The following is a 21,641-nucleotide window of genomic DNA, read 5'->3' on the forward strand; positions in this document are numbered from 1 at the left end:
CGTTAACAAGGTCTCATGATAGCACATCATCCAAAAAGAGTCGAGGAAGTTTAGTAAATTTAAACATTACAATCAATTCCAATTGCGACACCCTAGCAAATGCAGGTCTTTTTCTTTTGACCGATCTTGCCTCGTTCCTCTACCTTTTTAATATACTCGGTAGCCAATGGCACCTTGCAAGCCGTCTGTCCCATTTCCACACGCACCGCTCCTATGCTCGCAGCCATGTCGAGTGCTTCCTGGTGAAGTGCAGGAACATATGCCCCGACTGAAATGACAAATTGATTCATCGTGTACCTCACCCGATTTTTTTCCTCGTGGATGGTAGCTTTGATTTGCTGAAGCAGGCTTTTGATTTCATCCAGATCCAGTCGTTCATCGGGAGTGATGGACAAGTAGTTGGAGTAGGTATTCCAGCCACACGCCGCAATCATTTCTTCTGAAGACGGTATCCATTCCCGTGCCAGCTCAAGGGCATGCTCACTTTCGGCCGTGACGTTTGCTACCGTGTACTCAGCCAGCGCGTACCAATATGCTTTTTTCACCCAGCCTCGCAAGTCTCCTTTTGACATGCCCTTCGGATCGACTGTCAGCCCCGCTAGATACATCGCATCGTGATTGCCTGTCTCATATAAAGCCCGAGCTAGCTGTTGGTCACGTTTCACATCTTTTACCAGCTTTTTCATATCACCGATTCGGACTCCAAAAAAAGGTTCCTTGGCACCGTGACGCAAATATGTCTTCTTCGTCTGCTCCGTTCCCATTTCCTCAAGCTTTTTCAGCACTTCTTCTAGGGTCATTTTCCCGGTGCCCTCCTTTTCTACGTGTTGAGAGAATCATACCAAGGTGTATATCTGCTGCCTATGAATAAATGACTACAGATAATCGTGGAAGATTTAGAAAAAGGGTACAAGTTTAGGTCAAATCGATTCCACTTAACGTATTGATACATTACGTATTTACTTTATGGACAAGTGAAAGGAATGTATAAAAAAGCGATGTTTCCTATAAAAAAACGAATGACTGATGCAAATCATGTCTGAGCTCATGATACCCCTAACCATTGTTTCTTTCCTTTGTACCATCTTCTTTATCTTTTGGCGGCCCCACGTAAACGAAGCCATACCTGCTACTGTAGGAGCCATCGTTGTCTTTATCAGTGGCAGTGTTTCCATCCGTGATCTGTTGACCATCACGGAAACGATTGGGGGAGCAGCCGTCACTATTATCGCCACGATTGTTATGGCGATCGTATTGGAGAGCTTTGGATTCTTTCATTGGACAGCAGAAAATTTGGCAGCCAAATCGAAAGGGTCCGGTATCCGCCTTTTTTGGTATACCAACCTCCTTTGCTTTTTGATGACCCTATTTGTAAACAACGATGGTAGTATTCTCATCACCACGCCTATCTTATTGCTCTTGCTCCAGAAATTAGGTTTGAAAAAGCACGAGAAGATCCCCTATTTGCTCAGCGGAGCCTTGATCGCTACCGCATCCAGTGCTCCGATCGGGGTAAGCAATATCGTCAATCTGATCGCGCTGAAAATCGTAAACATGGACCTCTATATGCACACCGCTATGATGTTTGTTCCTGCTACACTTGGCCTAGTCCTTCTAGTCCTATTGCTGTACGCCTATTTTCATCGCGCCCTGCCACGTCAACTTAGTACTAGCCGACTCACCCTCACAACGAAATACAGCCACCCTCTGAAAGGCGACACTTCTCCCATCCCGCGAGAGAAACGAACCAAATTCATGGGTTATCTGTTACTCTTTGTCTTTGCTGTTCGTGCCAGCCTTTTCATCGCTTCCTACATTCACTTTCCCGTACCGGCGATGGCTGTGATCGGTTCCCTTTGCCTATTAGGTTGGCGATGGGCATATTTAAAAATATCTCCGGCTGATATGCTGAAGAAAACACCTTGGCACATTCTCGTTTTCGCCTTTAGCATGTACGTGATCATTTACGGCTTGCACAATATCGGATTGACTCAGTGGCTAATCCATTATTTCCAGCCTATCGTTTCCGGGAGCTTGACACAAGCCAGTGTGATGATGGGTATCCTCGTTTCCATCCTGTCCAATCTATTCAACAATCATCCCGCTCTCATGGTCGGAACGCTCACTTTGACAAACATGGGACTCGATCCACTTACACTCAAAATCGCCTATCTTGCTAGCGTCATCGGTAGTGACGTCGGTTCCCTCCTTTTACCGATCGGTACACTGGCGACCCTGCTCTGGATGCACATCTTGAAAAAAGGAAAAGTGTACATCTCTTGGGGTGAGTATCTAAAGGTTACATCTGTCGTTATCCCAATTACCGTGCTGTTTACGCTAATCGTTCTAGCTTACTGGGTGTCCTGGCTTTTTTAACAAACCAATTTCGTAGGAACATGTTCCAGGGGGTTTATAAAAACAATCCCCTAGGACTTGGCCTAAGGGATTGTTGCGAGCTTATTTAGATTGATCCTTATCGTGCTCCTACGAATGGAGCAAATCATCCGAGGTATTGCCGTCGACATCCAGCCTCAAAGCGAGCCATTGGCAAGGACAACGTAACCTATCGAAAGTTAAGGAAAAGGTAGCCATAATCAGACATCGTATGCGTTTGAGGACAAAAAAAAAACCTCGACATCGCGAGGGCTGAAAAAGGTTGTTAACAGTGTAGTAATCATTGTGGCCCACTATCAGCCAGTTTATTCAAATGGAAGATTTTCCTTAGTTTGTTCAAATCGTTCATCTCTGCCCTCTCATTCATTTTGAAATTATTCCCAATTCGTCACTTGTATTGTAGAGCATCCGCATCCCAAAAACTATTACAAATGGTTAACAATGCGTATTTTAAGGTACAAAACAAAAAGACGACTACGCCCCTCAGACGCAATCGCCATCGCTGTAGTGTATGGTCACTACTTACCCTCTAAAAGATATTTATCCTTCTGTATTTCGACTGCTTCGGCGGTCACCGCATCGGTCTCCAATACCTGACTCATGAGCTCTTCTCTTTCACTTTGTTCGCTGTTCATTTGGACTGGTTTTTGCTTGGGTGAGCTTAATAAGGAATCGGCTATTTTCTTTTTCATAATGCCTCCGCTGGTCACTTTTTGGTTAGTTTGTCTAGTCGAGTAGAAATACATGTATATCAGATAGCTTACCTTGCTAAACTTCTTTGGTTGCGTTATTAGCTTTGCTTCTATTTGTTTGTATGGCAATACCCTCAGCCACTGATCGCAAAGAGTCCTGGAGTTCCACCTGTATGCCAGAACAAAACCTTTTCCGCAGGTTTTACTATTTCTTTGCGGATATAATCGATACAGCCTGCCATCGCTTTTGCTGTATACACGTGATCCAACAAAATGGCTTCCTTGCTCGCCAACAAGTGAAGTGCTTCCATTCCGCCGTCAGTAGGGTATCCGTATCCTTCTCCGATGTATTCGTCATGTAAGTACACGGGGAGATGATCAAGCTGCAGCTTTCGTTCATCGTCTTTCAAAGAGGCTGCTTCATGCAAGCAAGATTCGATTTGGATTTTGATGTCAGCCGTTTTCAGCCAGGACGATACCCCTACAATCCGAGTGGCGTCTTTGTGTAGATAGCAACCATAGATCAGCCCAGCGATAGTTCCTCCAGAGCCAGCTGAGGCAAAAAGCCAGTCGAACTGCACTCTCTTTTCTGCAGCTTGCTCTTTCAACTCATAGTAGGCGTCTACATAGCCTAATGAACCCAAGCCGTTTGACCCACCGACCCCGATAACATAAGGACGCAATCCTTCCGCCTTTACTTTTTCAGCCTGCTGGTTCAATGCCTGCCCCATCTCTTTTTGCGTACTCGCTCCCGAAAAAACAACATCTACTCCCATGTAATGATTCAAAAGATAATTTCCGCTTTTGTTCTCCGGTTTATGGCCTCCTAATACAAGAATGGGTTTTAAACCTAGCTGTATGGCCATAGCTGCCGTCGCCCGAGCGTGATTAGAATTGAGTCCGCCTGTCGTTATGACAGTATCTGCTCCGTTTCTAATCGCGTCAGTCAACAGGTATTGCAGCTTTCGCTTCTTGTTTCCTACTGTTAAAATATCTCCGTTTGCGTCATCACGTTTCATCCAAATCTCTCGATCCAGTATGGCACTAAGCCTTGGCAGAAAGTGCAAAGGACTTTCCATTTGCCTCTCTTGCATCATGCTCATAGATAAAACCTCCTTTTTCCCTTCCTTCCCTCCATTTCATCTTTACTTTCGAGCAGCAATAACCTCGATTTCAATTAGCGCATCTTTTGGTAGACGATTTACCTCCACAGTAGAGCGAGCAGGACGATGATCCCCCATGAATCTGGAATATTCTTCATTCATAGCTGAAAAATGATTCAAATCTTTTATAAAAACAGTTGTTTTCACAATATGTTCGAGCGAAAAGTTTTCTGCCTCTAGAATGGCTTTCATATTCTTCAATACTTGTTGTGTTTGAAGGATTATATTATCTTCAACCATTTCATTTGTTTCGGGGATGATCGGTATTTGTCCGGAGAGAAAAAGAAAATCATCCACACGAACCGCTTGCGAGTAGGGTCCAATAGCTTTTGGAGCGTTATCCGTTGAAATAACTTTCATCATATGTATCCATCCTCCTATGCCTCTTCCTTTTGCGTTAAAGACTTGGTTAAGTAGCATCCCAAGCAGGGATATGCTTGGGATGTTAGGATCGTCGTTATTTCATTTATTTGGTACAAATTTGATCGAGAAACTGCTCGACCTCTTCCCGGCTTTTTCCGAGTTTACTTACGAAGCGTCCCAGTTCCTTCCCTTCTTGAAAAGCAATAAAGCTGGGGATTCCAAACACATCTAGCTTCTCTAACAGTTCCGCAAAATGGTCTCGGTTTACTGCGATCATCTCTATTTTTTCTTTGAACGCTTCTTCCACAGCTGGCATGAATGTTTCAACGTGCTGACAATCTGGACACCAATCAACATAAAATTTCGCGACAACTGGTTTTGCTGATAAAATCGCCTCATCAAACTCTTGCTGTGTTTTGATCTCTTTCATCATTACAATCCTCCCTTTACCTCTACGATTTGATTAAGGAACTGCTCAACCTCTTCCTGGCTTTTTCCGAGTTTACTTACAAAGCGCCCCAGTTCCTTCCCTTCATGAAAAGCAATAAAGCTGGGGATACCAAATACATCAAGCTTCCCCAATATTTCTGGAAAATGATCCCGATTCACTGCGATCATATCCATTTTTTCTTTGTACGCTTCTTCCACAGCTGGCATGAATGGATCAATGCGCTGACAATCCGGGCACCAATCGGCATAAAACTTAGCGACAACCGGTTTTGTTGATAGAATTGCCTCATCAAACTCTTGCTGTGTTTTGATCTCTTTCATGATTACACCCCTCCACAATTCCTAATGTTAAAAACATTGTGTATTAACTAGTTGTTCCAATCACCCCTTTCTCCAAAATGTCCTGCTCGCTCACGCTTTTGAATCAAGATATCTTTCGCAATCCAGAGCAGCCATGCAGCCGCTTCCTGCAGCCGTTATTGCCTGGCGGTATTTGTGATCTTGCACATCACCGCAGGCGAATACGCCAGGAATGTTTGTTTCGGTTGTACCCGGATTCACGATGATATAGCCCAGATCGTCCGTTTTGACTTGATTGTCTAAAAAAGCTGTGTTCGGCCTATGTCCGATTGCTATGAAAATGCCATCCGATTCGAGAATTTCTTCTTTTCCTGTATCGCTGTTTTTTACTTTCAAGCCAGTAACGCATTTATCTCCTGCGATCACTTCTTCAGGAATGTAATTTAAGCTCCAGGTAATATTCGAATTATTTCGGGCGCGGTCTTGCATAATTTTGGAGGCGCGAAGCTCGTTCCTGCGATGAACAACACGAACCTCTGAAGCAAACTTCGTTAAAAAATTCGCTTCTTCCATAGCCGAATCTCCGCCGCCGACAACGATAATTTTTTTACCCCTAAAGAAAAATCCATCACACGTTGCGCAGGTGCTTACTCCCCGCCCAATATTTTCCTTCTCCCCCGGAATATTTAATAATTTTACAGAAGCCCCCGTCGAAATGATTAAAGATTGCGTTTTCATTTCTTCTAAGCCTTCAACCGTTACGATAAAAGGAGAATTTGAAAGATCGACTTTCTTAACCCATCCTCTTATAAACTTTGCTCCAAAATGCTCTGCTTGCTCACGCATGTTCTGCATCAGCTCTCGTCCCATAATCCCATCAGGGAAACCAGGGAAATTCTCAACATCTGTAGTCAATGTCAATTGTCCCCCCGGTTCAGGGCCTTCAATGACTAAAGGACTCATGTTAGCGCGGGCCAGATAGATGGCTGCGGTTAACCCGGCAGGACCGGTCCCTAGAATGACGGTTTTATACATCATTTTCCTCCTCGTTTATCGTTACATCATTCTACGAACATAGTTTGTTTAAAAATTGCAAGGTGCGTTCATGCTGTGTATGCTCAAAAATTTGTTCTGGTGTTCCTTCTTCGACAATGACACCTTTATCAATGAATACAACCTTATCCGCTGCCTCACGGGCAAAGTTCATTTCATGCGTGACAACAACCATTGTCATTCCTTCTTTAGCAAGTTCTTTCATAACCTTCAGAACTTCACCTACTAACTCAGGATCTAACGCGGAAGTGGGTTCATCAAAAAGCAGGACTTCAGGTCCCATCGCCATCGCTCTGGCGATTCCTACGCGTTGTTGTTGTCCACCTGATAGCTGAGATGGGTAGTGGTTTGCCCGTTCTTTTAAACCTACCTTTTCTAGCAAGTGAAGAGCTTTTACACGTGAAGACACCTTGTCTTGCTTTCGAACGATGACCAAACCTTCCATTACATTTTCAAGTGCCGTCATATGAGGGAACAAATTATAACTCTGGAACACCATACCTGTTTGCTGACGGAACTTAATAACCGTATCTTTAGAAACTTGTTTTTTATCCCCAAAATCCAAAGTGAATTTCCCCAGGTTCATGGTTCCTTTTGTAGGTGCTTCCAGCAAATTTAAACAACGAAGCAACGTTGTCTTACCTGACCCCGAAGGCCCAATGATACAAACCGTTTGACCTTCCTCTATTTTTAGATCGATTCCTTTCAAAATCTCGGTTTGTCCAAACTGCTTATGCAGGTTTTTTATCTCAATCACGAGCATTCCTCCTATAAAATTAACTCGTCACATAACGATCGAGTCGTTTTTCCATACGTCCTTGAGCATTAGAAAGAACGGTACTGAACATCAAATAAATAATGGCTGCTACACAATACAATACTAATGGCTCATAGGTTGTTGCTGTAATTTGCTGCGCTACTCGAAACATTTCGGTAACCGTAATGGTAGCAGCCAAGGATGTATCTTTTACTAAGCTGATAAAACTGTTTGACAAGGGTGGGACAGAGACCCGTGTTGCTTGAGGAAGAATAATCCTTTTTAATGCTTGACGATAGCTCATGCCGATTGAGTAGCCTGCCTCCCATTGCCCTTTAGGAATGGAAAGGATCGCTGCCCGAATGATCTCTGAGTTATAGGCACCAACACTAATCGTAAAACCGATAATGGCCGATGTAAGTGGGCCAATCGTTACTCCAACACTGGGAAGACCGTAAAAGATAATAAACAATTGAACGAGCAAAGGTGTTCCCCGAATCACCCATACATAAAATCTTGCAACAGCGTCAAGTGGTTTAATTCCTGAGATCCGAGCCAGTGCCGTAAGCAAAGCAAGAATGAGCCCCAGAAAAAAAGAGATAAGTGTCAATGGTACAGTAAAAACAATCCCTGCTTTTACCATAGGAAGAAAAGAATTTACGACGATGTCAATGATTCGTTGGAATCTTTCATCAGGAAACATGAGCACACTCCCTTATTTGGATACGTCAGTTCCAAAGTATTTTTGTGAGATGCTTACATATTTACCATCTTTCTTCATGTCGGAGAGTGCATTATTTACGGCATCTACCAATTCCTTATTGTCTTTTCTGAACATAACTCCCGATTTTGCAGGCTCATCTAGCTCTGCCACAACTTTAATAGGTGAATCAGGCTGTTGCTTTTTGAAATCGAGAAAAGACAATCCATCATTAACAACCGCATCAGCACGTTTTGAAGCCAATAGATCAATGGATTGATTAAATCCTTCGACTCCGACGATTTCAGCACCGTTGGATGCGGCTATATCCTTAAAGTTACTGGTAAGTGTCTGAGCTGCTTTTTTTCCTTTCAAATCTGCAAATGTTTTAATCGTTTCATTGTCTTTATAAACAATCAAAACGGGTTTTGACAGGATATAAGGATCTGAAAAATCGTATTTTTCCTGACGGTCAGGACGAATTCCTACCTGATTTACAATCATATCGAATCGCTTCGAATCAAGTCCGGCAAACATGCCGTCCCATTGGGTTTCGATAAATTCGGGCTTAACACCCAGTCTGTTCGCTATTTCCTCTCCGATCTCAACATCAAAACCAGTCAACTTTCCTGAATCATCATGGAAGGTAAACGGTGGATAGGTTCCTTCTGTACCAATTCTAATTTTTCCATCTGCTTTGATTTGCTCAAGCAGATTCTTGCTCTGTGCTGCCTGATTTTGTGTTGTGCCACACGCAGTTAAAGCAAGTGAAACCAGTAAGGAGAAAGCTACGAAAATGGATATCTTTTTCACTAAAAATGCACCTCTTTCTTCGGAATTATATTTTTATTAATATAAAATTTCTGATAATTAAGGCCGGTTTTACAAGTTCGTTATTCCAACTGGTATTTGTCCAGCTTTCGATATAACGTAGAGAGACTAATCTGTAATGTTTGAGAAATCTTTTCTTTATCATTTCGATATGGTTCGGCAAAATAGAAGGTTTGTAAAATATTCTTTTCATACTCTGCAATCATTTGCTCTAAACTTAATCCCCTTCTAAAACAATCAAAATTCTCCTGTTTGTTCAGGTAATCTGGTAAATCGTCAAATTCAATCGTATCTGTTTCAGCTATATTGACCATGTATTCTACAGCGTTTTCTAGCTGTCTAATGTTTCCTGGCCAATCATATTGAATCAACCACTGCTCTAATACTGGATCGATACCGAGTTCATTTATTTTCAAAATTCTGCAATGTTTTCTTATAAAATATTTAAGAAATAACACAATGTCATCACGGCGTTCCTTTAGAGGTTTGGTATGCAGCGGTATGACATTGAGACGGTAATACAAATCTTCTCGGAAGGTACCTTTTTCCACCATTTCCTCTAAATTTCTATGTGTAGCTGCGATCACTCTCACATCAATCGGAATGATCTTTTTCCCACCAATACGTTCAATGGATCTCTCCTGTAAAACTCTTAATAATTTCGCTTGTAACGAAATGGGCATATCACCAATTTCATCCAGAAACAATGTCCCTTTGTGGGCATACTCAAATTTACCAATGCTCCCTTCGCGTCTTGATCCTGTGAAAGCACCTCCCTCATAACCAAACAATTCGCTTTCCAAAAGATTTTCAGGAATAGCGGCGCAATTTATTGCAACAAAAGGATGTTTTCTTCGATTACTCTCATAATGAATCGCTTGTGCCAACAGCTCTTTACCCGTTCCACTGTCACCCCTTATAAGAACAGTTGAAGGACTATTGGTAACACGTCTTGCCTTTTTAATTACATCTTGTAGTCCCGAATTATGGCCGACGATGCTATCAAAGGAAACATTTTTTAAGACATCGATATCCTCATACGCTTCGCGTCCTGATTCTTGACTGCAATCTAGCAATAACAGCTTATTTTCTAGCAGAGCACTCACATGATGCAAAAACCTTATCAGCTTCTCAGAGTTCTTGATGATCCTTTCTTTCTGTTCAGGAGAGAAGCCCATGATCCCGATGACCCCTACAGATCTATTCCGTTTTAATATGGGAAAACCAATGGAGGCTGAAACTTTACATTGCCCCATAAATTTACAGCTCATGCATTGAGATTCATTTTTAATAACATCATAGATCATTGCCGGTTTCTTCGTTTCCATAATCATCCTTAAATAGGACCCTTCTGGAGACGGCTCGCCGATACTATCTTTATAAGAACCGGTTCCGCTAATTCGTATGCCGTTTTCATTCAGTATGGTTATATCAAAACCAAGTACTTCACTAACATTTTCCGAGAATGTTTGGACAAATTCTTGAATGTAAGAAAAGTCAGCCATATGCCCTCCCATTTTTACGTTATTGAGATCATTCATTCGTCTTGTTTTCTAGGCGCTGCACAATAAGGTAACGGCTTCTTCTATCTGATGTAAGCTCCTTGCTAAAATAGAGCGTGGACACGCGATATTCATTCGCATAAATCCAATGCCATCCTCCCCAAAAATATACCCTTCATTCATAGCAACTCGCGCTTTGTTAAGCATAAATTTATCAATTTGTTCCGTAGCAACGCCTAATTCTCGACAATCCAACCACACTAAATACGTGCTTTCTGGCTGAATCACTTTTATTTGCGGAATGTTCTCTCGGAAGTAACGAACTAGAAAATCTAGGTTCCCTTGTAAATAATCGATTACTTGCTCTAACCATTCTTCACCGTATCGATAGGCAGCCTCTCCTGCTATAATCCCGAACGTATTAGGGGATCCGATATTCAGACTGTTTATTGACTGGTTAAAAATATCTCGCCATTTTTCATTCGGAATAATGATGCATGAAGTTTGCAGACCCGCTACATTAAATGTTTTGGAAGGCGCTATGCAAGTAATCGAATGATCAGCAAACTCTTCTGAAATGGAGGCAAACGGTATATGCTTGTGTCCTTTGTAAACAACGTCGCAATGAATCTCGTCTGAAACGACTAGAATGTTGTTCTTGATGCAAATTTGTCCCAACATCGTCAACTCATCTTGAGTCCAAACTCTCCCTACTGGATTATGTGGATTGCAAAGCACCAAGATTTTAACCGTAGAGTCGATTTTCGCCTCCAAATCCGCAAAATCCATCGTATATCGTCCGCTTTCTAATTGGAGTGGGTTGTTTACAACTTCACGCCCCAGCGACTTGATGGTACGAGAGAACGGATGATAGACTGGCGTTTGAATGATGACTTTATCCCCGTGTTGTGAGAATGAATGAATAATCGCGGATAATGCTGCGAGCACGCCAGGACTGTGAGCGATCCATTTCCTGTCTATCGACCAATGATGTCTTCTTTTCACCCAATCAACAATAGCCTCAGAATAGGAATCAGGTCGATAAGTATAGCCATATATACCATGCTCAACTCTTTGCCTTAAAGCTTCCATAACGGGGGGAGGCGACTTAAAATCCATATCCGCGACCCACATAGGGATAGCATCACTTACACCAAAGCGGTTTTGAAGATCATCCCATTTTTCGCAGGCTGTATTTACTCTGTTTATAACTTGATCGAAGTCATACTTCATTTCCATAACCTCCACGTTCATCATTTGCAGCTGCATATATACAACAGCAAGTTTTATGCCAATTCTACAACCGCGCTACATCAACGTTTTTAGCACTGACATTTTGGATGAATTTTCAATATTGCAAATGATTACGAAAAAAACCTGCTATATTCACGTTTTTCGTTTTTGCAAACATAGAAAAATCTTTCTAAGTTTGCAAAACCCTGATTCCACTCGTTATTCCAATGCTTTTTCGAGATCGTTCCATATATCTTCAACATCTTCAATTCCAACTGAAAAACGAACTAGTCCATCATGGATACCTGCTTTTTCTCTTTCTTCTTTGGGGATGATCGCATGTGTCATCGAAGCCGGATGTTGAATCAGCGTCCCTACGTCCCCTAATGAAACGGCTAAGGTACATAATTTCACTGAATTCATAAGTGTAACACCTGCTTCGTACCCCTCCTTCAACACAAAAGAAATCATTGCTCCCGGACCTTTCATCTGTTTCTCCATGATATTATTGTCTTCGAAACTTTCTAGACCTGGAAAATAAACCCGCTCGATTGCCTTATGTTTTTCCAAGCGCTCCGCCAAAATTTGCGCATTTTCTTGCGAGCGATCCATGCGTATGTGTAATGTGCGTATCCCTTGGAAGAGAAGCCATGCATCCATTGGAGCCAAATTCGCTCCCATTGTCTTCTGCACTTCTTTTCTCATCGGATCAATTATTTCCTTACTGGAAATCACCAGTCCACCAATAAGATAACCATGACCGGACAAGTATTTGGTTGCGCTGTGTACGACAATATCGATTCCGCATAGTATCGGATTTTGCAAATACGGAGACAAAAATGTATTATCAACAACGGTCAGCACGCCCTTTTGCTTGGCAATCGCCGCTACGCTCTTCATATCCACTAAGGAAAGTGTAGGATTGGATGGTGTTTCAAAGTAGATCACTTTCGTTCGGTCTGTGATGTGTGGTTCAAGCTCTTCCCCTGACTTAAATGGCACAAAAGTGACATCGATACCAAACTTCTTTACTGTTTTGGTTAGAAAAGCGTGTGTCGCCCCATACAATGCTGTGTGCGCAACAACGTGATCTCCTGCCTGCAAAATTCCTAAAAGGCAACCCGTTATGGCCGCCATCCCAGATGAGAACGCCAGACAACCTTCACCAAATTCCAACGCCGCTACCTTCTCTTCAAGCTCTCGTACATTTGGATTTCCCAGGCGTGAATACATAAATCCGGGATCCTCTCCCGCGAAACGCTTTGCTCCTATTTCTGCATTATCAAAAACAAACGTTGAAGTCATGTATACAGGGGAGATATGTGAGCCATGACCAGGATCCTTATTCACTTTTACTAAATTTGATATGTATTTCATCTACTGTTACGCCTCCTATTATTCGTAATCTGAATTGCTGTCTTCTTTATTTCCTCCTCCTTCCAGTTGGATACTGAATTTTCATTGCAAAAGTTATGCCATTTCTGCAACCCATATCAAACTTATTGTTTTCTGTTTTAATTCTTCACTTTTTTCATTTTTGTTTAATAAATTCTGTAAAATATACAAATGATTGATCTTACCTATTTGTCATTATTGATATTATTTTCGCGATATTGAAAGGAACTCTGGTCATTATTTACCCCTATCTAACAAGAAGTTACCCTCTTTTCTCATTGATTAAATCCCTTCTATACAAGCTTATTACTAAAAAAACGCTCGCAGCGCCTTGCATGCCTCGCCCCTGTGGACATGATGCTTTTGATATCCTGTATCAGCATTTCAAATTTGCGGTATAGTTCGTCCAATGAAGTACTATCATTCCATAACTAAAAAAGGAACGCTCTATGGCGTTCCTTTGAAATCGTGTTCGTTTATGAGTATTCGACATACTCAACTTCTGAATATTTCACCCGGTCTAATTCACCAGTTTCCAGTCGGATTCGAAAGGAATAATCGAACAGTTTTTCGATGAAACCTTCGATTTTCACTCCTTCTCCGCCCCTAAACAAACCGACATTGACTGACTGCCCTGTATACTCGGCGTATTCTAATGCTTCTTTAATGCCATCATATTTTTCTTTTGACATAAGACTTACCTCCCCTTCATGATGCTTAGCCCATTCTCGATCTTAGACTATTTGCCCAAATTCTACCGATTTCACAGCGTATATTCCCACAATCGCCTTGTCGATATCTTCTCCAGACAGCACAGGCTCAGCCGGTTCCAACCAAACTCGAAAGGATGTCTTCCAAAGTGCTTCGACGATTACTCCTTCCAGGGTTACTCCGCTTTGCAAGTTAATATTGACCTGTTGTCCGGTTTTATAGGCTACATACAATGAGTGTTTAACCTCTGTTCCCTTAGACATATTGAATCCCCCCTTTTTTCTCTAGCTTGCTAATAGTAAATGCACGAACTTGTCTTTTTGAAATGGACAACTTACCGAGTGTATTTGCTTATTTTTATATAGGCGGTACCTAAGTGCCTTTGACAACAACAAAAACCCCCCTGCCTAAGCGAGGGGGTACGACCTTTTACCAGTCGGTATGATCAAGTCATTACTTCCTTCTTCCCAAAAAATGCTCGCAATGCCTTATACACTTCACCCTTCTCCCGAATGACGCAGTGCATGAACTTCGGCTCCTTGATGTGGCGGTAGGCGGACATTAGGGTGCTGTGTCGGTTGTACTGATTCACTTCTCCATAACCAAACATGTTGCAGCGATCCATGAGCTCCTTCACCAGCTTGACGCAGCGCTCATTGTCAGAGGTGAGGTTGTCGCCATCGGAAAAATGGAACGGGTAAATGTTGTACTGCGACGTCGGGTAGCGGCTGTCGATGATCTCCAACGCTTTTTTGTAGGCGGAGGAACAAATCGTCCCCCCGCTCTCGCCTTTGGAGAAAAAGGTATCTTCCGTCACTTCCTTTGCATCCGTATGGTGGGCGATAAAGACGATCTCTACCTTCTCATACTTCGTGCGCAGGAATCGGACCATCCAGAAGAAAAAGCTGCGCGCAATATACTTTTCAAACACACCCATCGATCCTGAAGTATCCATCATGGCGATAATGACGGCGTTCGAATGGGGCTTGATGATTTCTTCCCACGTCTTGAACCGCAGATCGTCTTCATTGATGCCTAGCTCCAGGTCATTGTAGCCTGCCAGCCCATTGCGGCGGATGGCGGCGATCAGCGTCCGTTTCTTGTCGATGTTGCCCATCAACCCTTTTTTGCGGACATCGTTGAAGCGTGTTTCTTCAATGACGATCTGATCTTCGTCTTTTCGTTGCAGGTTGGGCAGCTCCAGCTCTGCGAATAGCATCTCCTGCAGCTCTTCCACGCTGATTTCTGCCTCGTAGTAGTCCATACCTGGCTGATCCCCTGCGCCTTGACCTTTCCCAGGCCCTTGCGCCGGATCGCCGTCTTTGGCGACGACATCCCCTACCTTGCTGTTTCCTTTTCCTTGACCGCCGTGCTTCCCTTTCTGGAAGTTGAAACGCAACCGGTACTCATCCAGGGAGCGAATAGGGATCTTGATAACTTCCCGACCGTTCGACATGATGATGTTTTCTTCACTGACGAGATCGGGCAAGTTTTTCTTGATCGCTTCTTTCACTTTTTCCTGATGTCGATTTTGGTCCTGGTACCCTTTGCGGTGCAGCGACCAGTCTTCCCGGGAGACAATGAATGATGATGCATCTTCCATGCCGTCTCCTCCTAGCAACTGGCGCACTCTGCGCCGAATATGACGTACAAGATCGTGCCGTGGCCGTGTTCTCTTTCCGTTAGCGGTTCAACAAGCTGCCGACATAGCGCAACAGCTCGTTGGCGCACATCGGGCAGTATTGATGTTCTTCGATAAGGCGCTTGGTTACTTCGTTGATCTTTTTCAGCTGGTGCTCATCCGGCGTCTTGTTGGAGGTCGTGATTTTCACGACGTCCTTGAGATCCGCGAACAGTTTTTTCTCGATTGCCTCCCGGAGACGGTCGTGCGTGCTGTAGTCAAATCGCTTTCCTTTGCGCGCATAGGCCGAGATACGGATGAGAATTTCTTCCCGGAACGCCCGCTTGGCATTTTCAGAGATACCGATCTGCTCCTCGATGGAACGCATCAGGCGCTCATCTGGATCCATCTCCTCACCCGTAACGGGATCACGAATTTTGTTCATATTGCAATAAGCCTCTACGTTGTCCAGATAATTGTCCATAAGTGTCTTCGCTGATTCCTCATAGCTGTAGACAAACGCCTTTTGCACTTCTTTTTTCGCGAGTTCGTCGTATTCCTTGCGAGCATTGGAAATGAAGTTCATGTACCGCTCCCGCTGATCTTTGGTGATGGAAGGATGCTGGTCAAAGCCTTCCTTGAGCGCTCGCAGGATATCCAAGGCATTGATGCACTCCGTGTCGCGGCGTATCAATGCACTGGAAATGCGGTTGATGACGTAACGCGGGTCGATTCCTGCCATTCCTTCATCCACATGTTCGTTGCGCAGCTCTTCCAGATCGGCTCCCTTGAAGCCCTCTACCGACTCGCCATCGTAGAGACGCATCTTTTTCAGCAGATCAGCGCCCTGTTTTTTCGAATCTTTCAGTCGAGTAAGTATGGAGAAAATAGCCGCTGACCGCAGCGCATGTGGCGCAATATGCACATGACCCAGATCGGACTGTTTGATCAGCTTGGAATATATTTTTTCCTCATCGCTCACCCTTAGGTTGTAAGGCATGGGCATGACGATGATCCGTGATTGCAAAGCTTCGTTTTTCTTGTTGGCAATAAACGCCTTGTACTCCGATTCGTTCGTGTGAGCCACGATTAGTTCATCCGCGGATATAAGCGCGAAACGTCCAGCCTTGAAGTTTCCTTCCTGTGTGAGCGACAACAGATGCCAGAGGAACTTTTCATCGCACTTCAGCATTTCCTGGAACTCCATCAGACCACGGTTGGCCTTGTTCAGCTCTCCATCAAAGCGGTAGGCGCGAGGATCAGACTCAGAACCGTATTTGGTGATCGTCGAAAAGTCGATACTACCCGTCAAGTCGGCGATATCCTGTGATTTCGGATCAGATGGGCTAAACGTACCAATCCCGACACGATTGGCTTCCGAGAACAGGATTCGTCGCACAGGGAAGTCCTCGATGCAACCCCCGTACTCGTTTTCCAACCTCATCCGGTTGTATGGCGTCAGCTCTCCCTCGATCTTGATGCCGAGCTCTTCCTCCACCTCAGCCCTTAGTTCATGTGGAATGAGATGCAGAGGCTCCTCCTGCATCGGACAACCATCCAGCGCATAGATGGCCCCTTCTTCAGTCCGTGAGTACTCTTCCAGTCCACGCTTCAGCATGGTCACCAACGTTGATTTCCCGCCACTGACTGGGCCCATCAGCAGCAAGATACGTTTGCGCACATCCAGACGGCGGGCTGCAGAGTGGAAATATTCCTCCACGAGTCGCTCTACAGAACGATCCAATCCAAAAATTTCTCTGCTAAAAAATTGATACGAGCGTGTGCCATCTTCATTATCCTCTACACCAGCACTTTTGATCATGTTGTAGACGCGTGAATGAGCCGTTTGGGCAATTTGCGGATTTTTTCGAACTAGTTGCAAATATTCACCGAACGTCCCTCTCCACATCAGGTTTTCTTCTCGGGCCCGGTGCTCGGATATACGTTTTAAAATGTCCATGTTCGACACTCCTCCCTCATAAGCCCCTCTCTCTTCCCCAACGACAATGTACTCTCATGTATATGTCTCCCTGCGGTCACGCATTCGCGTGGCACCCGTTTTCTTCAGTTGCCTACAGGCTCGTAAAGCCTTTACATATGTGTATGCGAGACATCAGCACAAGTTTCAGCAATCTTGCCACAAAAAATTAAGGAGGACTGGTGAAACTTGTTAAAATCACTGTCACAATCGCGGTTCCTACGCCTGTTAATCCGTTTGCAAAGTGGGCAGGCTACGCTATAATGGGAGTAGTTTGTTTACGAAAGGAGCAATCCAACATGGGTGCGGTTATCGTAGCTGTGGTTTTTGCCGCTTTTCTGTTCTTCATTCTTACCGCTGGATACAATGAAGACAAAACCTGGAATCTGTAAGAGCTTACAAACGCGACTGGCTTTCTTTTCGGCTTAGCGCTCCCAGGGAAAAAAGCAGGCTGCCTTTTTCGGGCAACCTGCTTTTTTGCGTTCCTTATTGCTCGTTCTTTTTCTCCGCTTGTTTTGCAGCTTTCTTCTCGGCCTTCTCCGCTTTCTTCTTAGCGTTTTCAGCTTTCTTTGCTTCTTTTTCCGAGTGCTTGTCCGCTTTGCTTCCTTTGATTTCTTCCTTCAGCTGCTTTGCGGTCTTACCAGCTGTCTCGATGCCCAGCTTCGTTGCTTTTTCCGAAAGCTTGGCCAGATGCTCTCCTTTCTTCTCTGCTTTTACCTCTTGAATCACTGCTTTTACTTCCTCTTTTGACTTCCCAGTAAGGTCGATGCCCCATTTTGCAGCCTTTTCAGTGCGTTTCGCTTCGCTTTGAGCTTTCTTTTCTGCTTGTTTGGCCGCGAGCTCTTGTTTGATTTGCTCCACCGTTTTGCCTGTCACGTCAATGCCAAGCTTTTCGGCCTTCGCTTGTTGTTTTTCCAGACGTTGTTGGGTTTTTTCTTCTTTGTTTGCCTTGGCTGCGTGATTGGTTTCATCCTCAGCGCTGACGATAGATATACCTCCAAACAATAAACTGAACATTAATATGGAAGAAACTAATTTTTTCATGCTCTGTTCCCCTTTCCGATTTTTCCTATCTGGTTGGCACAAGACTAGCCTACCGCATGATTTTGGGAAAAGTGTGGGAATCCGAAGAGACGGCAAAAAAATGGCAGGCTTGTCCTGGGAGACAGCCTGCCTTTGATTCATTTACCGTGCAAATACTCCAGTACCTGTAGAAATCGCCTGATGCAGCTCCTCTATCGACCCACGTTGATCCACTGGATATTGCGGCTCGCCGCGGTCCTCCATCCAGTTGGTGACGAGAAACGTCCTCATTCCCAGCTTGGAAGCAACCATGTCTTCTTGCATATGATTGCCGACCATGACGCAATCTGTTGGCTCGACGCCTAGCTTTTCACAGATTTCCATAAAATAACTCGGATTTGGCTTTGTGGAGTGCATATCCTCGTACACAGTGACCAGCTCAAATTCATCGGCGGTCAGTCCGATCCAGGCAAGGCGATGGTAGATGGCCTCGCGAGGGAATACCGGATTCGTCGCAACCGCGATGCGGAACCCTTGACTCTTTGCTGCCTTTACGATCTTTTTCGCCCATGGAGATGGATAGGTCAGGTGGGACAAGGTCGGAAACACGTCCCGGTAAAAGGAATCAAACAGAGGCCATACATCCTCGCGCTTCCATCCGCTGTGCGTCGTAAAATATTCAATAAAGACTTGTTCGTTTGTTTTATCTGTCTCCTGACTCACGATCATGGCTTTTGTCGCTTCCCAGATCATGCTCAGCAGTTTTTGCGAATCGTATTGATCGCCGACATGGCGGCCAACTTCCTTCAAATAGCTTTTGACAAAAGGGTCTGTCTGCATTTCCAAAAGCGTGCCGTCGAGGTCAAACAGGATAGTATTTACAGTCATTTACGATCTCTCCCTTTTATTGGTCGGCGTATCACATAATATAAACATGCTCCTGTATCGTACTACTTGAGCCCTGGAAAGCCCAATTGTCGAAGACCTTCAAACAAGACAATCGCTGCACAGTTGGACAAATTGACGGAACGAGTAGCCCCACTCATAGGTATCCGGATCGTCTGCTCGCGGTACCGTTCAGTCAGCTCTGGTGGAAGACCCGTCGTTTCCTTCCCTAGAATGATATAGTCCCCATCCCGAAACGAAACGTCTGAGTAGAGCGTTTCTCCCCATGTCTCCACGAAGTAGAATGTGCCCGCGTCGGGTCCCTGTGTTTCGGCGAAATGCTCAAAGCTGTCGTGATAATGAATGTTTACCGCGTGCCAGTAGTCCAGGCCCGCGCGTTTTAAATAACGGTCGTCTGTGGAAAAACCTAACGGATGAATCAAATGTAGATGAGCCCCTGTCGCTGCGCAAGAACGGGCGATGTTCCCCGTGTTGGCAGGAATGAGCGGCTCGTGCAGTACAATGTGCAACGGCATATCAGCAAATCCCCTCATGTTCCGGACTTTAAACGAAACCAAGCTCTATTATACCTAAATCATCATGGTCATGACCACTTACCAACTGCTGTAACAAGAAGCCACCCTCCCGCATCTAAAAGAAAAACACCGTTTCCGGTGCAGAAAGAGGTGTGGATGTACATGAGCAACACATGGTTTCGTTTGAATACGTATGGCGTCTGTCTGATCCTGCTCGCTCTCGGTACGCGTTGGCTGTGGACTGATTTCGCTGCTTTTCCTCTCAAGGAAGCCTGGAGCATGATACTCGGCTATTTTGCTTTCATTATGATCGGAGTCACTCTGTTGATTGGCCCGCTTTGCACATGGTTGCCATCACAGTGGAGGTCCGCTTGCCTCTCGATCCGCAGGGATGTCGGGATCTTTGCAGGACTGTGCGGCCTGCTCCATGTCGCACTCGTGCTCGTCCTCTTTCAAGGCGAGCCTCGCCTGATGATCATCCATGATACCCCAGCCCCAAAAGCTGATGGCTGGCTCGGCCTGTTTTTCCTCGCTTCTTCTGGCGAGAACGAGTGGCCTATCCCCAACTGGTCACTGCCAGGCGTGGCCAATTTCCTGGGGCTATGCGCTGCTTGGATTCTCTTCACGCTTTGGCTGACGTCTTTTCAAGTCATTAAAAAATGGCTCGGCACCTCCAGCTGGAAACGCCTGCATCTCAGCAATCCATTGTTGTTTTTGCTCGTCGTTTTCCACGGACTGATCTACGTCCAATCGATCAAAGGGGAACCGCATTCCTTTGCCGATTTTCTATGGCTCGTAGGCGTCGTCTGGCTAGTGCGGGGAATCGGTTTTGTGCATGCAATCATCCGAAGAAGACAGCGGTAAAACCTGTTATTGCTCTTGTATCTGTGAGCGTTCCCATTGGGTGCGTTTTTGCGACAAATATTGGCCAACACCCGAGCATTCCTACACTGTTTCGTTCCCGCAGTACGTTCCTACACCCCTCTGATATGAAAAAACGCATAGCGCATATTGGGCGTATAGGCAGTGGAATCCTCATACGCCCAGTAGCGCATACTGCTATCGGTCGTATGCGCATTAACGAGGGGCATGTTATTGGCGTCCTTGGCTACCACTATCGTATTGTGCTGAAAACGTCCGTCCCCATCAAAGTCATAACAAATAATATCACCAGGTACCAATTCGTCTGGAGACGTTTTTGTCACTGCGCGCATCGGTGCTGCTCCTGACTTGAGTATTAAGTACAATGCGTGTGCCACCGCCCAGCTATAGCTCCATTCATTCCCTTTGCCCGTCCGGATCCACCAGCCCTTTCCTTTTTCTTTGGAAAAGAGCATAGGAATTCCCCCGGCATACAAGCATTGCGAAATAAAATTGGTGCAATCATCGGTAAAGTGTGGGTAAGCAGGATTGGGCGAATTCCAGTAGCGCTCCGCATATGCCACAGCATTCTCGGGATTGTAGCCTCCCGCCCCGTGCACGACAAGCAACGGTTCGGAAACCACATCTTCCACCATCGAAGACGAGACCTCTTCGGCCTCCTGTTCAGCGTCAAACGGATTTTTGGTATCTCCCTCCCATTCCTGATGAGAGTCAATTTCCCACTGATCCGTCCCTTTCTTCAGCCGAATCCGGTGCATGCGACGACTTGCTTCGATCAGTTCGTGGGTACCGATTGCATAGCGACGTCGCCCTTGCCACGAGAGCAAGATGTCCATGGCCTGATCGGTTTCTATCCAACAGAGGGGGACCACTCTCCCTCGTATAGAGTAGGGCGTTCCTCCGCGATCTGCCAACTGCCGATGCGCCCTCTTCAGACGCTCCCATTCGCTCTCTGTCCCCTCAGCAGTCGCGGAGTAAAAGGGCAATAATCGCTGATAATCTCCATCCAGCCAAGACTTATGTACACCATCGAAGTAGTTTTGGACAAATGCCCGCCAGTCCATCCTCCAGCTCCTCCTTTCTTCTCCTACCAACATCCGACATCCCCGTCATCTCTCAATGAAGAATATGTCACATGCCGTTTGTTCAGAAGAAAAGAAAAGCTATCCGTT

At 44.9% G+C, this 21,641-nt stretch carries 24 protein-coding genes; 3 read left to right on the top strand and 21 right to left on the bottom strand.

Annotation, left to right across the window (positions count from 1 at the left end):
- Positions 1-92: 92 nt before the first annotated feature.
- Positions 93-800 (bottom strand): DNA alkylation repair protein, encoded by a 708-nt coding sequence (locus AN963_RS25860; protein WP_055747389.1) that lies wholly within the window; start codon positions 798-800, stop codon positions 93-95.
- A 235-nt stretch (positions 801-1,035) separates the two neighbouring features.
- Here AN963_RS25860 and AN963_RS25865 point away from each other — a divergent pair, with 235 nt between their 5' ends.
- Positions 1,036-2,376: an arsenic transporter gene (locus AN963_RS25865; protein ID WP_083497110.1), complete on the top strand. Its 1,341-nt coding sequence runs from the start codon at positions 1,036-1,038 to the stop codon at positions 2,374-2,376.
- A 536-nt stretch (positions 2,377-2,912) separates the two neighbouring features.
- Here the strand turns inward: AN963_RS25865 and AN963_RS31270 are convergent.
- From AN963_RS31270 to AN963_RS25945, 16 genes are all read right to left on the bottom strand, one after another.
- The gene (locus tag AN963_RS31270) at positions 2,913-3,086 is read right to left on the bottom strand and encodes a hypothetical protein (RefSeq protein ID WP_161827306.1); all 174 of its coding nucleotides are present in this window, start codon (positions 3,084-3,086) and stop codon (positions 2,913-2,915) included.
- A gap of 134 nt (positions 3,087-3,220) precedes the next feature.
- The gene (locus AN963_RS25875; RefSeq protein ID WP_055747391.1) at positions 3,221-4,189 is read right to left on the bottom strand and encodes a 1-aminocyclopropane-1-carboxylate deaminase/D-cysteine desulfhydrase; all 969 of its coding nucleotides are present in this window, start codon (positions 4,187-4,189) and stop codon (positions 3,221-3,223) included.
- Positions 4,190-4,231: 42 nt separating this feature from the next.
- The gene (locus tag AN963_RS25880) at positions 4,232-4,609 is read right to left on the bottom strand and encodes a RidA family protein (RefSeq protein ID WP_330218861.1); all 378 of its coding nucleotides are present in this window, start codon (positions 4,607-4,609) and stop codon (positions 4,232-4,234) included.
- A 106-nt stretch (positions 4,610-4,715) separates the two neighbouring features.
- On the bottom strand, positions 4,716-5,042 hold the full coding sequence (locus AN963_RS25885; RefSeq protein WP_055747885.1) for a thioredoxin family protein: 327 nt from the start codon (positions 5,040-5,042) through the stop codon (positions 4,716-4,718).
- 2 nt (positions 5,043-5,044) lie between these two features.
- Entirely contained in the window at positions 5,045-5,383 is a 339-nt protein-coding gene (locus AN963_RS25890) for a thioredoxin family protein (RefSeq protein ID WP_055747393.1), read from the bottom strand.
- Positions 5,384-5,473: 90 nt separating this feature from the next.
- Entirely contained in the window at positions 5,474-6,397 is a 924-nt protein-coding gene (gene trxB, locus AN963_RS25895) for a thioredoxin-disulfide reductase (RefSeq protein WP_055747394.1), read from the bottom strand.
- 31 nt (positions 6,398-6,428) lie between these two features.
- Complete coding sequence (locus tag AN963_RS25900; RefSeq protein WP_055747395.1) at positions 6,429-7,172, bottom strand: amino acid ABC transporter ATP-binding protein; 744 nt, start codon at positions 7,170-7,172, stop codon at positions 6,429-6,431.
- 19 nt (positions 7,173-7,191) lie between these two features.
- A complete protein-coding gene (locus AN963_RS25905) occupies positions 7,192-7,875 on the bottom strand; it encodes an amino acid ABC transporter permease (protein ID WP_055747396.1) in 684 nt (227 codons plus the stop codon).
- A gap of 12 nt (positions 7,876-7,887) precedes the next feature.
- A complete protein-coding gene (locus AN963_RS25910) occupies positions 7,888-8,685 on the bottom strand; it encodes an amino acid ABC transporter substrate-binding protein (RefSeq protein WP_055747397.1) in 798 nt (265 codons plus the stop codon).
- Positions 8,686-8,765: 80 nt separating this feature from the next.
- Positions 8,766-10,208, bottom strand: coding sequence for a sigma-54 interaction domain-containing protein (locus AN963_RS25915; protein WP_055747398.1), 1,443 nt, complete (start codon positions 10,206-10,208; stop codon positions 8,766-8,768).
- Between the two features lie 48 nt (positions 10,209-10,256).
- Positions 10,257-11,438, bottom strand: coding sequence for a MalY/PatB family protein (locus tag AN963_RS25920; protein WP_055747399.1), 1,182 nt, complete (start codon positions 11,436-11,438; stop codon positions 10,257-10,259).
- A gap of 219 nt (positions 11,439-11,657) precedes the next feature.
- Positions 11,658-12,815: a trans-sulfuration enzyme family protein gene (locus AN963_RS25925; RefSeq protein ID WP_055747400.1), complete on the bottom strand. Its 1,158-nt coding sequence runs from the start codon at positions 12,813-12,815 to the stop codon at positions 11,658-11,660.
- Between the two features lie 494 nt (positions 12,816-13,309).
- Entirely contained in the window at positions 13,310-13,525 is a 216-nt protein-coding gene (locus AN963_RS25930; protein ID WP_055747401.1) for a hypothetical protein, read from the bottom strand.
- A 42-nt stretch (positions 13,526-13,567) separates the two neighbouring features.
- Positions 13,568-13,807: a hypothetical protein gene (locus tag AN963_RS25935; protein WP_055747402.1), complete on the bottom strand. Its 240-nt coding sequence runs from the start codon at positions 13,805-13,807 to the stop codon at positions 13,568-13,570.
- 182 nt (positions 13,808-13,989) lie between these two features.
- Complete coding sequence (gene yhbH, locus AN963_RS25940; protein WP_055747403.1) at positions 13,990-15,147, bottom strand: sporulation protein YhbH; 1,158 nt, start codon at positions 15,145-15,147, stop codon at positions 13,990-13,992.
- 79 nt (positions 15,148-15,226) lie between these two features.
- The gene (locus AN963_RS25945; protein ID WP_055747404.1) at positions 15,227-17,125 is read right to left on the bottom strand and encodes a PrkA family serine protein kinase; all 1,899 of its coding nucleotides are present in this window, start codon (positions 17,123-17,125) and stop codon (positions 15,227-15,229) included.
- 200 nt (positions 17,126-17,325) lie between these two features.
- Here AN963_RS25945 and AN963_RS31355 point away from each other — a divergent pair, with 200 nt between their 5' ends.
- On the top strand, positions 17,326-17,535 hold the full coding sequence (locus AN963_RS31355) for a hypothetical protein (protein ID WP_055747405.1): 210 nt from the start codon (positions 17,326-17,328) through the stop codon (positions 17,533-17,535).
- 94 nt (positions 17,536-17,629) lie between these two features.
- Here the strand turns inward: AN963_RS31355 and AN963_RS25955 are convergent, their stop codons facing one another.
- The 3 genes from AN963_RS25955 to trmL form a co-directional block, all read right to left on the bottom strand.
- Complete coding sequence (locus tag AN963_RS25955) at positions 17,630-18,187, bottom strand: hypothetical protein (RefSeq protein WP_055747406.1); 558 nt, start codon at positions 18,185-18,187, stop codon at positions 17,630-17,632.
- A 141-nt stretch (positions 18,188-18,328) separates the two neighbouring features.
- Positions 18,329-19,054: an HAD family hydrolase gene (locus AN963_RS25960; protein WP_055747407.1), complete on the bottom strand. Its 726-nt coding sequence runs from the start codon at positions 19,052-19,054 to the stop codon at positions 18,329-18,331.
- Between the two features lie 62 nt (positions 19,055-19,116).
- Positions 19,117-19,587 (bottom strand): tRNA (uridine(34)/cytosine(34)/5-carboxymethylaminomethyluridine(34)-2'-O)-methyltransferase TrmL, encoded by a 471-nt coding sequence (gene trmL, locus AN963_RS25965; protein WP_055747408.1) that lies wholly within the window; start codon positions 19,585-19,587, stop codon positions 19,117-19,119.
- A 162-nt stretch (positions 19,588-19,749) separates the two neighbouring features.
- Between trmL and AN963_RS25970 the strand changes: the two genes are divergently transcribed.
- Entirely contained in the window at positions 19,750-20,451 is a 702-nt protein-coding gene (locus AN963_RS25970) for a ferric reductase-like transmembrane domain-containing protein (protein WP_236708094.1), read from the top strand.
- Between the two features lie 110 nt (positions 20,452-20,561).
- Here the strand turns inward: AN963_RS25970 and AN963_RS25975 are convergent, their stop codons facing one another.
- Positions 20,562-21,533, bottom strand: a complete 972-nt coding sequence (locus AN963_RS25975; RefSeq protein ID WP_055747410.1) for an amidase domain-containing protein — start codon at positions 21,531-21,533, stop codon at positions 20,562-20,564.
- Between the last annotated feature and the right edge of the window lie 108 nt (positions 21,534-21,641).

The sequence above is a fragment of the Brevibacillus choshinensis genome (genome assembly GCF_001420695.1).
Lineage (GTDB): Bacteria > Bacillota > Bacilli > Brevibacillales > Brevibacillaceae > Brevibacillus > Brevibacillus choshinensis.

Excerpts from the sequence above, each read along its gene's own strand:
- AN963_RS25860 (WP_055747389.1), bottom strand. The coding sequence starts at position 800 with ATGACCCTAGAAGAAGTGCTGAAAAAGCTTGAGGAAATGGGAACGGAG.
- AN963_RS25865 (WP_083497110.1), top strand. The coding sequence starts at position 1,036 with ATGTCTGAGCTCATGATACCCCTAACCATTGTTTCTTTCCTTTGTACC.
- AN963_RS31270 (WP_161827306.1), bottom strand. The coding sequence starts at position 3,086 with ATGAAAAAGAAAATAGCCGATTCCTTATTAAGCTCACCCAAGCAAAAA.
- AN963_RS25875 (WP_055747391.1), bottom strand. The coding sequence starts at position 4,189 with ATGAGCATGATGCAAGAGAGGCAAATGGAAAGTCCTTTGCACTTTCTG.
- AN963_RS25880 (WP_330218861.1), bottom strand. The coding sequence starts at position 4,609 with ATGAAAGTTATTTCAACGGATAACGCTCCAAAAGCTATTGGACCCTAC.
- AN963_RS25885 (WP_055747885.1), bottom strand. The coding sequence starts at position 5,042 with ATGAAAGAGATCAAAACACAGCAAGAGTTTGATGAGGCGATTTTATCA.
- AN963_RS25890 (WP_055747393.1), bottom strand. The coding sequence starts at position 5,383 with ATGAAAGAGATCAAAACACAGCAAGAGTTTGATGAGGCAATTCTATCA.
- trxB (WP_055747394.1), bottom strand. The coding sequence starts at position 6,397 with ATGTATAAAACCGTCATTCTAGGGACCGGTCCTGCCGGGTTAACCGCA.
- AN963_RS25905 (WP_055747396.1), bottom strand. The coding sequence starts at position 7,875 with ATGTTTCCTGATGAAAGATTCCAACGAATCATTGACATCGTCGTAAAT.
- AN963_RS25915 (WP_055747398.1), bottom strand. The coding sequence starts at position 10,208 with ATGGCTGACTTTTCTTACATTCAAGAATTTGTCCAAACATTCTCGGAA.
- AN963_RS25920 (WP_055747399.1), bottom strand. The coding sequence starts at position 11,438 with ATGAAGTATGACTTCGATCAAGTTATAAACAGAGTAAATACAGCCTGC.
- AN963_RS25925 (WP_055747400.1), bottom strand. The coding sequence starts at position 12,815 with ATGAAATACATATCAAATTTAGTAAAAGTGAATAAGGATCCTGGTCAT.
- AN963_RS25930 (WP_055747401.1), bottom strand. The coding sequence starts at position 13,525 with ATGTCAAAAGAAAAATATGATGGCATTAAAGAAGCATTAGAATACGCC.
- AN963_RS25935 (WP_055747402.1), bottom strand. The coding sequence starts at position 13,807 with ATGTCTAAGGGAACAGAGGTTAAACACTCATTGTATGTAGCCTATAAA.
- yhbH (WP_055747403.1), bottom strand. The coding sequence starts at position 15,147 with ATGGAAGATGCATCATCATTCATTGTCTCCCGGGAAGACTGGTCGCTG.
- AN963_RS25945 (WP_055747404.1), bottom strand. The coding sequence starts at position 17,125 with ATGGACATTTTAAAACGTATATCCGAGCACCGGGCCCGAGAAGAAAAC.
- AN963_RS25955 (WP_055747406.1), bottom strand. The coding sequence starts at position 18,187 with ATGAAAAAATTAGTTTCTTCCATATTAATGTTCAGTTTATTGTTTGGA.
- AN963_RS25960 (WP_055747407.1), bottom strand. The coding sequence starts at position 19,054 with ATGACTGTAAATACTATCCTGTTTGACCTCGACGGCACGCTTTTGGAA.
- trmL (WP_055747408.1), bottom strand. The coding sequence starts at position 19,587 with ATGCCGTTGCACATTGTACTGCACGAGCCGCTCATTCCTGCCAACACG.
- AN963_RS25970 (WP_236708094.1), top strand. The coding sequence starts at position 19,750 with ATGAGCAACACATGGTTTCGTTTGAATACGTATGGCGTCTGTCTGATC.
- AN963_RS25975 (WP_055747410.1), bottom strand. The coding sequence starts at position 21,533 with ATGGACTGGCGGGCATTTGTCCAAAACTACTTCGATGGTGTACATAAG.